At 38.0% G+C, this 14,188-nt stretch carries 13 protein-coding genes and 1 pseudogene; 9 read left to right on the forward strand and 5 right to left on the reverse strand.

The window, feature by feature from the left end; all coding sequences use genetic code 11:
- Position 1 precedes the first annotated feature (1 nt).
- Both B0183_RS09725 and B0183_RS09730 read right to left on the reverse strand, forming a co-directional pair.
- Complete coding sequence (locus B0183_RS09725; protein WP_021113722.1) at positions 2 to 568, reverse strand: elongation factor P hydroxylase; 567 nt, start codon at positions 566 to 568, stop codon at positions 2 to 4.
- Between the two features lie 8 nt (positions 569 to 576).
- Entirely contained in the window at positions 577 to 1,140 is a 564-nt protein-coding gene (locus B0183_RS09730; RefSeq protein WP_021113723.1) for a nitroreductase family protein, read from the reverse strand.
- A 391-nt stretch (positions 1,141 to 1,531) separates the two neighbouring features.
- Here B0183_RS09730 and tkt point away from each other — a divergent pair, with 391 nt between their 5' ends.
- From tkt to rfbB, 4 genes are all read left to right on the forward strand, one after another.
- Complete coding sequence (gene tkt / locus B0183_RS09735; RefSeq protein ID WP_021113724.1) at positions 1,532 to 3,538, forward strand: transketolase; 2,007 nt, start codon at positions 1,532 to 1,534, stop codon at positions 3,536 to 3,538.
- 73 nt (positions 3,539 to 3,611) lie between these two features.
- Entirely contained in the window at positions 3,612 to 4,652 is a 1,041-nt protein-coding gene (locus tag B0183_RS09740) for a glycosyltransferase family 9 protein (RefSeq protein WP_035493422.1), read from the forward strand.
- A 104-nt stretch (positions 4,653 to 4,756) separates the two neighbouring features.
- Complete coding sequence (locus tag B0183_RS09745) at positions 4,757 to 5,110, forward strand: pyridoxamine 5'-phosphate oxidase family protein (protein ID WP_234802054.1); 354 nt, start codon at positions 4,757 to 4,759, stop codon at positions 5,108 to 5,110.
- A 140-nt stretch (positions 5,111 to 5,250) separates the two neighbouring features.
- Complete coding sequence (gene rfbB, locus B0183_RS09750) at positions 5,251 to 6,306, forward strand: dTDP-glucose 4,6-dehydratase (protein ID WP_035493424.1); 1,056 nt, start codon at positions 5,251 to 5,253, stop codon at positions 6,304 to 6,306.
- Between the two features lie 143 nt (positions 6,307 to 6,449).
- Here rfbB and B0183_RS09755 read toward each other — a convergent pair whose 3' ends face one another.
- Complete coding sequence (locus B0183_RS09755) at positions 6,450 to 7,328, reverse strand: TIGR01777 family oxidoreductase (RefSeq protein WP_035497058.1); 879 nt, start codon at positions 7,326 to 7,328, stop codon at positions 6,450 to 6,452.
- On the reverse strand, positions 7,328 to 7,789 hold the full coding sequence (gene argR, locus B0183_RS09760; protein WP_005713376.1) for a transcriptional regulator ArgR: 462 nt from the start codon (positions 7,787 to 7,789) through the stop codon (positions 7,328 to 7,330). Before argR ends, B0183_RS09755 begins: the two co-directional genes overlap by 1 nt.
- 201 nt (positions 7,790 to 7,990) lie before the next feature.
- Between argR and mdh the strand changes: the two genes are divergently transcribed.
- The 3 genes from mdh (at position 7,991) to trxB (ending at position 10,863) form a co-directional block, all read left to right on the forward strand.
- Positions 7,991 to 8,935 carry a malate dehydrogenase gene (gene mdh / locus B0183_RS09765; protein ID WP_021110993.1) on the forward strand — a complete coding sequence of 315 codons (945 nt, stop codon included), beginning with the start codon at positions 7,991 to 7,993 and terminating at the stop codon, positions 8,933 to 8,935.
- A gap of 90 nt (positions 8,936 to 9,025) precedes the next feature.
- A complete protein-coding gene (locus tag B0183_RS09770; protein WP_078208727.1) occupies positions 9,026 to 9,874 on the forward strand; it encodes a co-chaperone YbbN in 849 nt (282 codons plus the stop codon).
- 38 nt (positions 9,875 to 9,912) lie between these two features.
- Entirely contained in the window at positions 9,913 to 10,863 is a 951-nt protein-coding gene (gene trxB, locus B0183_RS09775) for a thioredoxin-disulfide reductase (RefSeq protein WP_035497062.1), read from the forward strand.
- A gap of 211 nt (positions 10,864 to 11,074) precedes the next feature.
- Here the strand turns inward: trxB and B0183_RS09780 are convergent, their stop codons facing one another.
- Positions 11,075 to 11,833 (reverse strand): glycosyltransferase family 2 protein, encoded by a 759-nt coding sequence (locus tag B0183_RS09780; protein ID WP_078208728.1) that lies wholly within the window; start codon positions 11,831 to 11,833, stop codon positions 11,075 to 11,077.
- 120 nt (positions 11,834 to 11,953) lie between these two features.
- Here B0183_RS09780 and yhbY point away from each other — a divergent pair, with 120 nt between their 5' ends.
- Both yhbY and B0183_RS09790 read left to right on the forward strand, forming a co-directional pair.
- Positions 11,954 to 12,268, forward strand: a complete 315-nt coding sequence (gene yhbY, locus B0183_RS09785; RefSeq protein WP_005713387.1) for a ribosome assembly RNA-binding protein YhbY — start codon at positions 11,954 to 11,956, stop codon at positions 12,266 to 12,268.
- 82 nt (positions 12,269 to 12,350) lie between these two features.
- Positions 12,351 to 13,891, forward strand: a pseudogene (locus tag B0183_RS09790) (SulP family inorganic anion transporter).
- Positions 13,892 to 14,188: the final 297 nt, after the last annotated feature.

The raw sequence follows: 14,188 nt of genomic DNA on the forward strand, positions 1-14,188 counted from the left end.
CCTAAATGCGACTAAGATCAAATTTCGCTAAATCAATATGATTTGGCGTGCCATAAAATTCACACAAGGCTTGGCGAAGTTGTTCTGCACGTTTGGGTAAGCCTTTTTCTGCATAGATTTTAACTTGTTCATAAACGGCTTGTTTGAAAGCAGAATTATCACCAGCATCGCCCGTTAAGTTATCAGCACTGGCAAAATAACGGAAATTTGCTGCCGTAGCTAACACCCATTCAATCGCTTGCGGTTTTACTTCGACTTGTTCAAATTCTCTTTGGCGTTCAGCAGAGCGTCCATCGGGTTCATACCAGTAACCAAAATCTTCTAATTTACGGCGTTCTGTTCCAGCAACTAACCAGTGAGCAATTTCGTGTAATGCACTGCTGTAGTAGCCGTGAGCAAATAAAATAACATTATAAGGGCGTTCACTCGCTACGTTACCTTCATCAATAAAAGCGGGTAGATAAATCGGATAATCTCCGCCCCGCTCTAAACGAGTGTTGTAACTTTCTGCAAAGCAAGCGTCAAAGATACGAATAAGATCTTCATGATCGTGATCGTTTTGGTTCATTGTAAATCCTATTTGATGTAACTTACAAAATCAGTAATTTCTTCTGTTTGGCTAGCGGTGGCAATGCTATCCCCCTCAAGTGGCGAGCCAACCAGCAGTAATGCGACAATTTCATCGTCAGCTTGACAACCAAAGGCCTGGCGTAAAGCCTGTCCTTTAATCCACTTATTGGTAATCCAGCAAGTTTCAAAGCCTTGAACGTTGGCTGCAAGTTGCATTGCATAGGTTGCACAGCCTGCTGTAACCATTTGCTCCCAAGCGGGTACTTTGGGTAAATCTTTTGCTATTTTAGCGATAATCCCGATAACCATTGGTGCGCGTTTAGCTAATTTTTCTGCTTTTGTAACACCTTCATCACCCATTTCAAGTTCTTGAGCGGTTTCTAACAGGCAACGACGGAAAATTTCCATTGCCGTTGGCTCAATCACTACGAAATGATAGGGCTTTAAACGCCCGTGATCTGGCGCTCTAACTGCCGCTTTAAACATATTTTCTAGTTGTTCTGCATTTGGTACATCTTGACCAAATTTTTTACTTGAACGGCGACGTTGTAGTAAATCTAACGTTTCCATTGAGTATTCCTCGTGATAAAAAATGGGTCAAAGGATAGCATATTTTGTTTCGCTTTGTTTTGTTGATTGTAGGGAAACAAGGAGGATTGGCTATTTATTTAAAATAATTTTTTAGATTTAGCGATCCTAAAATTGTTTGCTGTACACTAGCAGTTTGAGCACATTATTGTATAGCTTAATATTGAGCTTCAAATATCGTAAACGTTTGCTTAAGATCCAATTTTCATTATTTGATCTTGATCACATTTTTTATGTGAGATTTTCCGCAAGTTATTCTAAAAATAGTGTAAACTTATCAAGTTTTTCAGGTGATGATATAGGGTGATTTTAATCATCGATTAGTCGTCTAAACACTATTCATTTTTATATTGATTAATTTTAGGAGTCGAAAATGGCAGAACGTAGAGAACTTGCAAATGCTATCCGTTTTTTAAGTATGGACGCAGTGCAAAAAGCAAATTCAGGTCACCCTGGTGCGCCAATGGGTATGGCGGATATTGCGGAAGTGTTATGGCGTGATTTTTTATCACACAATCCAACCAATCCAGCTTGGGCAAACCGTGACCGTTTTGTACTTTCTAACGGACACGGCTCAATGTTGATTTATAGCCTTTTACACTTAACAGGCTACGATCTTTCAATTGAAGATTTAAAACAGTTCCGTCAATTACACTCTAAAACACCAGGCCACCCAGAATATGGCTATGCACCAGGCGTTGAAACCACAACAGGTCCGTTAGGTCAAGGGATTACTAATGCAGTAGGTATGGCGATTGCGGAAAAAACCTTAGCGGCACAGTTTAACCGTGAAGGTCACGAGATTGTAAATCACTACACTTATGCGTTCTTAGGTGACGGCTGTTTAATGGAGGGGATCTCACACGAGGCTTGCTCATTAGCAGGAACTTTAGGCTTAGGGAAATTAATTGCTTTCTACGATGACAACAATATTTCGATTGATGGTCACGTTGATGGCTGGTTCTCTGACGATACTGCAATGCGTTTTGAGTCTTACGGTTGGCAAGTTATCCGCAATGTTGATGGACACAATGCGGAACAAATTAAATTTGCAATTGAAAATGCGAAAGCAGAAAAAGATCGCCCAACCTTAATTATCTGTAAAACCATTATCGGTTATGGCTCACCAAACAAATGTAACTCGCACGATTGTCACGGTGCGCCATTAGGTGATGCAGAAATTGCGGCTGCGCGTGAATACTTAAAATGGGAACACGCACCTTTTGTTATTCCAGCTGAAATCTATGCAGAATGGGACGCAAAAGCAAAAGGCTTGCTCGCAGAGAAAGAGTGGAATGCAAAATTTGCAGCTTATGCAACCGCTTACCCAGAGCTTGCCACTGAATTTAAACGCCGTGTTGCAGGTGAATTACCAGCAAATTGGGCGGCAGAATCACAAGCATTCATTGAAAAATTACAAGCAAACCCAGCAAATATTGCAAGCCGTAAAGCGTCGCAAAATGCGATTGAAGCCTATGCACACATTCTTCCTGAATTTTTAGGCGGCTCGGCAGACTTAGCAAGTTCAAACTTAACTTTATGGTCTGGCTCAAAACCAATCCGTGCAGATTACAATGTTGATGGCAACTATATCAACTACGGTGTGCGTGAGTTTGGCATGTCAGCGATTATGAACGGTATTGCTTTACACGGTGGCTTTATTCCATACGGTGCAACCTTCTTAATGTTTATGGAATATGCACACAATGCGGTGCGTATGGCGGCATTAATGAAACAACGTTCATTATTTGTTTACACCCACGACTCTATCGGCTTAGGTGAAGATGGCCCAACTCACCAACCAGTTGAACAAACTGCGGCATTACGTTTAATTCCAAATCTTCAAACGTGGCGACCGTGTGACCAAGTGGAATCTGCGGTAGCGTGGAAAGCGGCTGTTGAACGTAAAGATGGCCCAAGTGCATTAATTTTCACTCGTCAAAACCTAGCTCAAATGGAACGTACTCCAGAACAACTTGCTAACGTTGCTCGCGGTGGTTATATCCTACGTCAATGTTGCGAAAAAGGCGATTGCCCAGATTTAATTTTAATCGCAACAGGTTCAGAAGTGGAATTAGCAATGAAAGCGGCGGACGTATTAAGTGCAGAGGGGCATAAAGTCCGTGTGGTTTCAATGCCAAGCACTAACGTGTTTGACGCACAAGATGAAGCTTATCGTGAATCGGTATTACCAAGCTCAGTAACCAAACGTGTGGCGATTGAAGCGGGTATTTCAGATTTCTGGTATAAATATGTTGGCTTTGGCGGTCGCATTGTTGGTATGAATAGCTTCGGTGAATCAGCACCAGCAGGTGAATTATTCAAACTCTTCGGCTTTACTGTAGATAACGTGGTAGCGAAGGCGAAAGAGATTCTGTAATCATATAGAATGTGGCAAAATAAGGGGATTTTATATCCCCTTATTTTTTAGTTTCTATTTGGGAAATCAGAAAATGAAGAAAATTCTTGTTATTCGTAACGATAAAATTGGCGATTTTATGCTGGCTTGGGCGGCATTTGCGATGTTAAAAAAATCAATGCCGAATTGCCAAATTATTGCCCTTGTTCCTAAATATACAGCACCATTAGCAGAAATCTGCCCTTATTTAGATGGTACTATTTTGGATAGTTCAGATAAACAAAATAAAGCTGAAAATGAACGAGTGTTACAAGCGGTAAGATCAGCACAGTTTGATGCAGTGATTAGTTTTGTGTCTGATTGGTATAATGCCAAATTGGTTTGGAAAAGCCGTATTGTCTACCGTTTAGCACCCGCAACGAAACTCTTTCAATTTTTATATAATCATCGTTTAACCCAGCGTCGTTCTCGTTCTGAAAAAGCAGAGTATGAATATAATTTAGACTTGGTACGTTATTTTTTAAAAGATAATCAAATTACAGCGATTGAGCCAACAACACCCTATTTGTCTTTTGATAATGAATGTTTGAATATGCAAAAAAGCAAATTAATGGAGTTGCTAAAGTTAGATGGCAATAAAAAATGGCTTTTTGTTCATAGTAGTACAGGGGGATCTGCGACGAATTTATCTTTGAATCAATATGCAGATTTAATTTCAGGGATTTTAGCGAAATTTGATTGCCAAGTGATTTTGACAGCAGGGCCAAATGAAAGTGAAACTGCTCAGGCATTGCAACAATTAGTAAATCATAAGAATGTGGTGATTTACGATAAAAATGATGGATTAGTCGATTTTGCCAAATCGTTAGCCTGTGCTGATCTCTTTATTGCAGGTTCAACAGGACCTTTACACATTTGTGGTGCATTAAATATTGCAACGGTCGGCTTTTACCCAAGTCGTCTATCTGCTATTCCACGCCGTTGGAAACCGTTAAATGATGCCGATAAACATATCGCATTTTGTCCGCCATCGGATAAGGCTTCGCAAAAAAATTTAACCTTAATTCCGATGGATAAAGCATTAACGGAGATTCTGCCGTTTATGAGACAAATCATGGATAATAAAAAATTATAGGATAGTAAGTAGTAATATGTTTTAGTTATTACTAGTAATTAAATGTTATTAATATAGTATTTTTTATTGTTATAATCTATCTACTTTTGAATTAGAGAGGCTACATGCAAAAAAGAATTTTTAATTTTATCCAGAAAAAATATTTATGTATTATAAGTTGTGCAAGGAATAATATTCCTTGGTCTAATGCATTTTATTATGTATTTGATGAAGATAATCTGCGTTTAATTTTTGTGACGAGTTTAACGACTTATCATAGTCAAGTGATGTTAGAGAATCCTAATATTTCTGGTACAATCTTTGTACCAACGCGTTTTCATCCCTCTTTACAAGGTGTTCAATTTACAGGTAAAGCAAGAAAATTAGAGGAGGATGAAAAAATATTGCTAGAGAATTATATAAAAAAGAATATTCACATGAACTTATTGATAAATTGTCTATTTGGGAAGCAAAATTAGAGTATGCTAGATTAATTGATAATTCATTAGGATTATTTAGTGTAATAGAATGGAATGGGGAAGAATATTTCTAATATATAGTTTTATACTTTCAACATCATAGATTCTTTTGAGAAATAAATTTATTAGAACATAACAGTATGAATATAAAAATTCTTATTACTGGTGGTGCAGGTTTTATTGGATCTGCAATGATTAGGTATATTATTAATAATACTCAAGACTTAGTAATTAATATAGATAAATTAACTTATGCAGGTAATTTAAGCTCATTAGAGGAGATTTCTAATAGTTCTCGTTATGCATTTAAACAAATAGATATTTGCGATAAAATAGCCTTAGAGCAGATATTTAATGAATATCAGCCAGACATAGTAATGCATTTAGCTGCAGAAAGCCATGTAGATCGTTCTATTAAGAATTCGGAAGTATTTATTAAGACTAATATTTGGGGAACTTATACTTTATTAGAAGTAGCTCGTAAATATTGGAATGATTTGCCAGAGGAAAAAAAATCTATATTTCGTTTCCATCATATTTCTACTGACGAGGTTTATGGTGATTTAGGAACAAGTGAGAGGCAGTTTACAGAAATCATGCCTTATGCTCCTTCTAACCCCTATTCGGCATCAAAAGCCGCAAGCGATCATTTAGTGCATGCTTGGAGGCGTACTTATGGGGTACCAACTATCGTAACAAATTGCTCAAATAATTATGGTCCCTTTCATTTTCCTGAAAAATTGATTCCATTGATCATCTTGAATGCAATAGAAGGAAAGAAATTACCAATCTATGGTAATGGGTTACAAGTTCGTGATTGGTTATTTGTTGAAGATCATGTGAGAGCTTTATATAAGGTAATTAAAGAAGGTAGAGTGGGAGAAAGTTATAATATTGGTGGTGATAGTACAAAAAGTAATCTGGAGGTGGTTTATGCTATTTGTGAAATATTAGAAGAACTACTTCCACATAAGCCAAAAGGTGTAAAGAAATATAAAGATCTAATTTCTTATGTACCGGATCGTCTAGGGCATGATACTCGTTATGCTATTGATTCAACTAAAATTCGCGAAGAATTAGATTGGAAACCTCAAGAAACTTTTGAAAGTGGAATTCGTAAGACAGTAGAGTGGTATTTAAATAATCAAAAATGGTGGAAAAGCATAAGAAAAAATAATTTTTCGTATTCTTGTTAAACAAAATAGATATTCATTCCTTAGCAACATTCTGAATGATTAAACTTAAGAATACCTTTGGTTATTTTATCGCTGTAGAGTGAATTTGCTAATTACTATTTTAACAAAAGTTATTGAATTTTATCTTCTTTCAAATACTTATGTTATAAATGAGTAAGCCTATCTATTAGTGGATCTTCAAATATAAACCCTGCAGATTGTAATTTGTGAGGCACAAGCGGTTGATTATCTAATAACAATTGCGAACGTTCACCTAATAACCATTTTAAGATCCATTCAGGCACAGTAAAAAAAGCTGGACGTTTAAGGTGTTGAGCCAATTTTTGATTGAGGGCAGAATTAGTCAGTAGATTTGGCGACACTAAATTAAAAGCACCATTGCATTCGAAATGATTGAGTAGAAATAAAATTGCCCGAATTTCATCATTTAGCGAAATCCAAGCCCAGTGCTGTTTACCAGATCCTAGTTTTCCCCCTAAACCGAAACGGTAAAGCGGTAACATTTTTTGTAATGCACCGCCTGTTTTATCTAATACAATGCCTGTGCGGATAAGACAAACTCTCGTTTTATCACTTTGAGCTTGTAAGGCGGTCTTTTCCCACTGAAAACAGAGCTGGGCTGGAAAAGTTGTACCACAAGCGGTCTGTTCATCATAACTTTTTCCTTCCGCCAAATTGCCATAAAAACCTGTTGCCGATCCCGAAATAAAAGTGTGTGGGGGCGTGTCGCTCGCTTGAATTAGTTCGACTAAACGCTGGGTTATACTAAGACGACTTTGTATTAATTTTTGTTTCTGTGTTGTACTCCAAGCTTTGTCAAAAATCGGCTCGCCAGCAAGATTAATCACCGCATCGAATGTATTTAAATGCTGGAAAGCGGTAAGATCTTGGCAAAAACTTACCGCTTGTTGATGAGGTAGCCTTTGGCGAGTCAGTACGGTTAGCTGATGTCCTTGCTTGATTAAAGCCTGACAAAGTGCTTTTCCAATAAAGCCTGTTCCGCCAGTAATCAGTATGTTCATTAGAGTGAGCTATCAAAAAGTTCTGTAATAGTTGCAATCAATGTTGAAATAGAGGTATCACGAGTTGGGGTAATGAAAATCGTATCATCGCCTGCGATAGTCCCAAGTATGCCTTCTGCTTTTCCCATTGAGTCCAGTAATCGAGCGATCAACTGTGCGGCACCAGGACTTGTACGAACAACAATCAAACTTTCATTATGGTCGATATCGATCACTAAATTTCTTAGTGGGCTTGACGTGGTTGGAATACCGAGTTCTGCTGGTAAGTGATAAACCATTTCCATTTTTGTATTTCGGGTGCGGACTGCCCCAAATTTACTCAACATTCGGGATACTTTTGATTGATTGATATGCTCGAATCCCATTTCTTGCAACGCAGTGACAATTTCGCTTTGTGAACCAAATTTTTCTTCTCGTAACAATGATTTAAAAGCTTCGTTGAGAGAGTCGAGTTTTTCCACTTATTATCCTTTTATTTTTATGCAATTGTAGCCGTAAATATGCAGAATTGTTACCTATTTATTCACGGAAATCAATCTAAACTCACTTTTTTTCTCGAAAATTTGCGGTAAGTCGCAAAATTGTATTTTGGTATTTGAAAGTTACTATGAATTTACATACACTTTCGCTATTAAATTTACATAACCTATGAGGAGAAACTTATGAAAGTTGCAGTATTAGGCGCAGCAGGCGGTATCGGTCAAGCATTAGCTTTATTATTAAAGTTACAACTTCCGGCTGGCACAAACCTCGCACTTTATGATATTGCCCCTGTTACCCCAGGTGTTGCAGTTGATGTGAGCCATATTCCAACAGCCGTAAAAGTGGCTGGCTATGCAGGCGAAGATCCAACACCAGCTTTAGAAGGAGCAAATTTAGTTTTAATTTCTGCGGGTGTGGCTCGTAAACCAGGTATGGATCGTTCTGATCTATTCAATATTAATGCAGGTATTGTTCGTAACTTAATTGAAAAAGTCGCAACAGTTTGCCCAACTGCTTGCGTAGGGATTATTACTAACCCAGTAAATACCACTGTTGCTATCGCCGCAGAAGTCTTGAAAAAAGCAGGCGTTTACGATAAACGTAAATTATTCGGCGTTACATCACTCGATGTATTACGTTCAGAAACCTTTGTAGCTGAATTAAAAGGTAAAGATGTCAATGATGTTAAAGTGCCTGTTATTGGTGGTCACTCAGGTGTAACCATTCTGCCTTTACTATCTCAAGCTTCTGAAGAAGATAAAATTGACTTCACCGCAGAAGAAGTGGCAGCATTAACCAAACGTATTCAAAATGCAGGTACGGAAGTGGTAGAAGCTAAAGCAGGTGGCGGATCCGCGACTTTATCTATGGCTCAAGCAGCTGCTCGTTTCGCTCGTGCAGTGTTAAAAGGCTTGACTGGTGAACACGTTGTTGAATATGCTTATGTTGAAGGCAATGGCGAGTATGCTCGTTTCTTCGCACAACCAGTTCGTTTAGGCTTAAATGGTGTAGAAGAGTTGTTACCTATCGGTACTTTAAGTGCTTATGAGGAAGCAGCTGTTCAAGCGATGATCCCAACCTTAAAAGCAGATATTGAGTTAGGCGAAAAATTTGTAAACGGTTAGTCTTGAATTTATCGTAAAATCACGCCATGATACAAAGGCTGGAAGCTTCTTCTGTTTTCAGCCTTTTTATATACTATTATGGGGCTAAATATGGATTATCTTATTAACGTCAATAACACTAATTTTAGTGAAGTTATTAAAGCTGCAGCGGAAGTCCCTGTCGTTTTTCATTTTATTTCTTCCCGTGAGCCTCGTTCACTTGAGATGGAAGCATATTTTCGTCGTTTAAACGATGAATATCCAAAGCAATTTCTACTTGCTATCGTCAACTGTGATGAATACCCGATGATTGCCGCACAATTTCGCATACAAGCGGTGCCTACAAGTTATTTCTTTGCAAATGGGCAACCTGTTGATGTGATTGAGGGTGAAATAAATGAACAAGAATTACGGGTTCGTCTAAGCAACATTTTACCCAAAGAAGAAGAACTTCAATTCGCTCAGGCACTTGAATTTCTAGAAGCAGAACAGTATGAACTTGCGTTACCATTATTAAAAAATGCTTGGGAGCTGACAGATAAGAAAAACAGTGATTTTGCGTTACTCTATGCTGAAACCTATATTGCAATGAAGCAAGTTGAACCAGCTAAAGCAATCTTAATGCAAGTTCCAATTCAAGATAGAGATAGCCGTTGGCAAGGTTTGCAAGATCAAATTCTATTACTAGAACAAGCGGCTAATTCCCCAGAAATTCAACAACTCCAAGCTGATTATACTAAGACTAAAAGTCCTGAGATTGCCGTAAAATTGGCAAATCAGTTACATCAAGTTGGTAGGAATGAAGAAGCTCTAGAATTATTATATGATTGGTTGAAACATGACCTTTCAGCAGGTAATGGAGAAATTAAAAAGCAATTTCTCGCTACTTTATCTGCAATGGGGAATTCCGATCCTCTTGTTCCTAAATATCGCAGACAACTTTACTCTTTATTGTATTAGTTTTAGTAAGTGATTTTTCATATATTTAGGAGAACAAAATGGCAACAAAACACGCAAAATTATTGATTTTAGGTTCTGGTCCTGCTGGTTACACAGCGGCAGTTTATGCGGCTCGTGCAAATTTAAACCCAGTATTAGTGACGGGAATGCAACAGGGCGGACAGCTCACTACAACCACAGAGATTGAAAACTGGCCTGGGGAATTTGGCGATATTGCAGGTTCAGAGTTGATGAACAAAATGCAAAAGCACGCTGAGAAGTTCAACACTGAAATTATTTTTGACCATATCAACAGCGTCGATCTTTCACAACGCCCATTCACCTTAAAAGGCGACTTTAATACCTTTACCTGTGATGCGTTAATTATCGCTACAGGTGCGTCAGCGAAGTACTTAGGCTTGCCTTCTGAAGAGGCTTATAAAGGTCGAGGCGTTTCGGCTTGTGCAACCTGTGATGGTTTCTTTTATCGCAATAAGCCAGTAGCAGTAATTGGCGGTGGAAATACGGCTGTGGAAGAAGCGTTATATCTTTCAAATGTAGCCTCTGTGGTACATTTAGTCCATCGCCGTGATACTTTTCGCAGTGAAAAGATTTTAATTGACCGCTTGATGAAAAAAGTCGAAGAAGGCAAAGTGATTTTGCACACCCACAGTGTTTTAGATGAAGTATTAGGCGATAATATGGGCGTAACTGGGGTGCGTTTAAAATGTACTCAAACAGGTAATGAAGAACAGATTACGCTTGACGGCGTATTTGTCGCGATCGGGCATTCACCAAATACGGAGATTTTTAAAGATCAACTAGAGCTTAACAATGGCTATATTGTGGTTAAGTCAGGTTTAGATGGTAATGCAACCGCAACAAGCGTTGCAGGCGTATTCGCCGCTGGTGATGTGATGGATCATAACTACCGCCAAGCGATTACTTCAGCTGGAACAGGTTGTATGGCGGCGCTTGATGCGGAGCGTTTTTTGGAATATTGCTCATAACTTTTGACATAGTAGACAAAATAGTTGCTAATGTTTGTTTTCTTTAAATATTAGCAACCTTGTCTATTACATCTAGATCGTTTGTTCCCAGTATTTTCCTCATTGTAGGGAGCAATATTTCAGTCACAATTATTTGTTGTGCTCAATTTTCTTAAGATAAGAATATGTGTTAAGAGGCAGAAAATTAAAGTGGGTGGAATCCTTCAGTTGATTATTTCTGATATTTATTCCACAAATCAGCATACTTCACAAAAGTAGAATGTGCCGACAGAACGGCAAGTAAAAAACCTTGCTTACCATCAAGAAAACCTGCTTTTAAAATATACATTTTTACAAAACAGCCGACAGCGTGGGTAACACCTTGGAATAAAGTTGCTTTTTTGCCAGCTTTGGCTCTTTGCTCTGACCAAGCCTTAGCGTAACTTGCTGATTTTACTAGATAATGGTGAATATCTTTATAAGTAAAATGCAATAAATCGCCTTTAAGTTTAACGACTTTGGCTTCTTTTGGATAATGGACTTTTTCGTGAACAAGTTCATCGCCGTATTGAGCAAAATCCGTACGGTAAAGTCTCACTACATAATCAGGATACCACCCTGAATGGCGAATTTGTCTGCCAAAAACTTCACTTAAACGGGGAATTTGATAAACCGTGTTTGGTTCATTACTACTTACCGCTTGTTGTATGCTCTGTTTTAATTCTTGGGTGACACGTTCGTCAGCATCAAGCCAGAGAACGTAATCGCTGGTGACATATTGTTGAGCAAGTTGGCGTTGTTTACCAAAGCCTTGCCAATCGGTGTTTTCATAGAATTTTGCTCCGTATTGTAAGGCGATCTCTTTGGTATTGTCGCTACTTCCAGAGTCTAAAATGATGATTTCGTCCACCCAACCTTTGACAGTTTCTAAACATTGGGCAAGATCCTGCGATTCGTTTTTGACAATCATAGCGACACTAAGCGTTGGCATAGGTTATCCTTTTTGAAATTAAGTCAGTTTCGCCTATTTTAGCATATCTTTAGCTTTAAAATTTATTCTGAATATGCTATTTTCTACGCCGATTTTTTTTAGCATAGAAAGGCAATTTTAATGTCAGTAAATTTAACAACAAAACAGAAACAATTTTTAAAAGGGCTTGCTCATCATTTAAGCCCAGTCGTGATGCTTGGTGGTAATGGTTTAACCGAAGGGGTGTTAGCCGAGATCGAGAATGCGTTAGATCACCACGAGTTGATTAAAGTGAAGATCGCAGGGGCTGATCGTGAGATGAAGCAGTTGATTATTGATGCGATTGTGCGTGAAACCAAAGCGGTGGAAGTGCAGACCATTGGGCATATTTTAGTGCTTTATCGTCAAAGTGAAGAGAAGAAAATCAGCTTGCCAAAGATAGCTAGGAGCATTTAATCAAATCTTCAGGAATAGATGTTTGTAAGCACAGTGATATATTCATAGGGACAGAGAAATTAGTTAATACTTAGAGTGTTGTATGAATAATAAACAAAATATAAGCCTGTTACTCAAACAAAATTTTGCATCAGGATTAGTCGTTTTTCTTGTCGCATTGCCTTTGTGCTTAGGTATTGCCCTTGATCAGGAGTGCCACCTTTAGCTGGGATTTTATCTGGGGTTATTGGAGGTGTCATCATTGGCGCATTAAGTTCTTCTCATATTAGTGTTTCTGGACCTGCAGCGGGTTTAGCAGCGATGACAGAATTGGGGTCTTTCGAGTTATTTTTATGTTCTGGTGTGATTGTGGGCGCACTGCAATTGCTTCTGGGTTTTCTTCGAGCTGGGAGTATCTCAAACTATATACCTATTTCTGTGATTGAAGGAATGTTGGCAGGGCTCGGTGTGATTATTATCCTTAAACAGTTACCTTATGCTCTTGGTAGTGATGATACATTAATTGAAATTGTTCATTCTACTGGACGGGTTCATTTAGGGTCTTTGGTTGTTGCAGTAGTTGCGTTTATTATTATGATTGGTTGGGAAGAGCAACCTCGATTACGTTAACTCAAATTACTCCCTTCTGCTTTAGTTGCCGTTATTGTGGGGATTTTACTTAACCAGCTTTTCATATGGTTCAACAGCCCGCTTGCAATTCCAACAAATCAATTAGTTCAACTACCACTATTAAACTCTTTAGATGAAGTAAGTTCCTTAATTCGCTTTCCTAGCTTAGAGGGTTTCAATAATAGCATAGTCTGGATTACAGGGGGAACTATTGCAGTAGTTGCCTCTGTGGAAACATTACTTTCAATTGAGGCTGCAGATCGTTTAGATGTTCGCCGTCGAATTACGGATAATAATCATGAGTTACGAGTACAAGGTTTTGCTAATATATTAACCTCTTCGATAGGAGGTTTACCTATGACATCGGTCATTGTGCGTTCTTCTGCTAATGCAAATGCAGGAGCGACTCATAAAACATCTGCGGTATTTCATGGTGTTTTGTTGCTTATGTGTGTATTAACTATTCCAAGTGTGCTCAACCAGATTCCCCTTGCAACGTTAGCGGCAGTATTAATATTGATTGGATATAAATTGACACATCCAAAGCATTATAAACCTTTTTGGTGTAAGGGGAGTTATCAATTTATTCCTTTCGTTGCAACAATGGTTTCTGTTGTTTTCCTTGATTTGCTGAAAGGGGTAGGGATTGGCTTAGTGATTAGTATTCTATTCATTCTGCATGGAAATATGAAAAGAGCTTATTACTTGAGCCGTGAAGAATTAGCTGATGCGGATAAGATTATACTTGAGCTAGGTGAAGAAGTCTCTTTTTTGAATAAGGCAGCGATTAAGAAAACTTTAAAAAATATTCAACCTAATTCAAAAGTTACAATTAATGCCAAGCGGGCTTTATATATTGCAAGTGATGTATTGGAATTACTAGAGGACTTTACCAATGTATATGCTCAAGAAAATAATATTCAGGTTAAATTGCGTGGTTTTAAATATGACTATGAACATCAGGAAGGGAGAGAGCATACACATATTCGAGTTGAGCATCGAAGCCGGATTTAGCCATAAAGGAGTGGTAGAGGAAATATAGACCTTAGTTCTTATTTTGAGCAATTAATGTTTTTTTCTGTAAAAATTATAAAAAGTACTTGCGTTGGTTTAGGATTTCTCTATAATTCGCACCACACAACGACGCACTGTTGTGAGTAGTTAAATTTGACAGTGCGTCGTTCTTTTTTGCTCTTTAACAATTTATCAGACAATCTGTGTGGGCACTTGTTGATTGACTTTGTTTAAAAATATTTTTTTAATTTTGAAGTCTTGATAGGTGCTTAACTTGAAATTCATTTTTACTTAAAA

This window comes from Glaesserella parasuis (assembly GCF_002015085.1).
In the GTDB taxonomy this organism is placed as follows: Bacteria; Pseudomonadota; Gammaproteobacteria; order Enterobacterales; family Pasteurellaceae; genus Glaesserella; species Glaesserella parasuis.

Coding starts and splice junctions, on each gene's coding strand:
- B0183_RS09725 (WP_021113722.1), bottom strand. CDS start 568: ATGAACCAAAACGATCACGATCATGAAGATCTTATTCGTATCTTTGAC.
- B0183_RS09730 (WP_021113723.1), bottom strand. CDS start 1,140: ATGGAAACGTTAGATTTACTACAACGTCGCCGTTCAAGTAAAAAATTT.
- tkt (WP_021113724.1), top strand. CDS start 1,532: ATGGCAGAACGTAGAGAACTTGCAAATGCTATCCGTTTTTTAAGTATG.
- B0183_RS09740 (WP_035493422.1), top strand. CDS start 3,612: ATGAAGAAAATTCTTGTTATTCGTAACGATAAAATTGGCGATTTTATG.
- B0183_RS09745 (WP_234802054.1), top strand. CDS start 4,757: ATGCAAAAAAGAATTTTTAATTTTATCCAGAAAAAATATTTATGTATT.
- rfbB (WP_035493424.1), top strand. CDS start 5,251: ATGAATATAAAAATTCTTATTACTGGTGGTGCAGGTTTTATTGGATCT.
- B0183_RS09755 (WP_035497058.1), bottom strand. CDS start 7,328: ATGAACATACTGATTACTGGCGGAACAGGCTTTATTGGAAAAGCACTT.
- mdh (WP_021110993.1), top strand. CDS start 7,991: ATGAAAGTTGCAGTATTAGGCGCAGCAGGCGGTATCGGTCAAGCATTA.
- B0183_RS09770 (WP_078208727.1), top strand. CDS start 9,026: ATGGATTATCTTATTAACGTCAATAACACTAATTTTAGTGAAGTTATT.
- trxB (WP_035497062.1), top strand. CDS start 9,913: ATGGCAACAAAACACGCAAAATTATTGATTTTAGGTTCTGGTCCTGCT.
- B0183_RS09780 (WP_078208728.1), bottom strand. CDS start 11,833: ATGCCAACGCTTAGTGTCGCTATGATTGTCAAAAACGAATCGCAGGAT.
- yhbY (WP_005713387.1), top strand. CDS start 11,954: ATGTCAGTAAATTTAACAACAAAACAGAAACAATTTTTAAAAGGGCTT.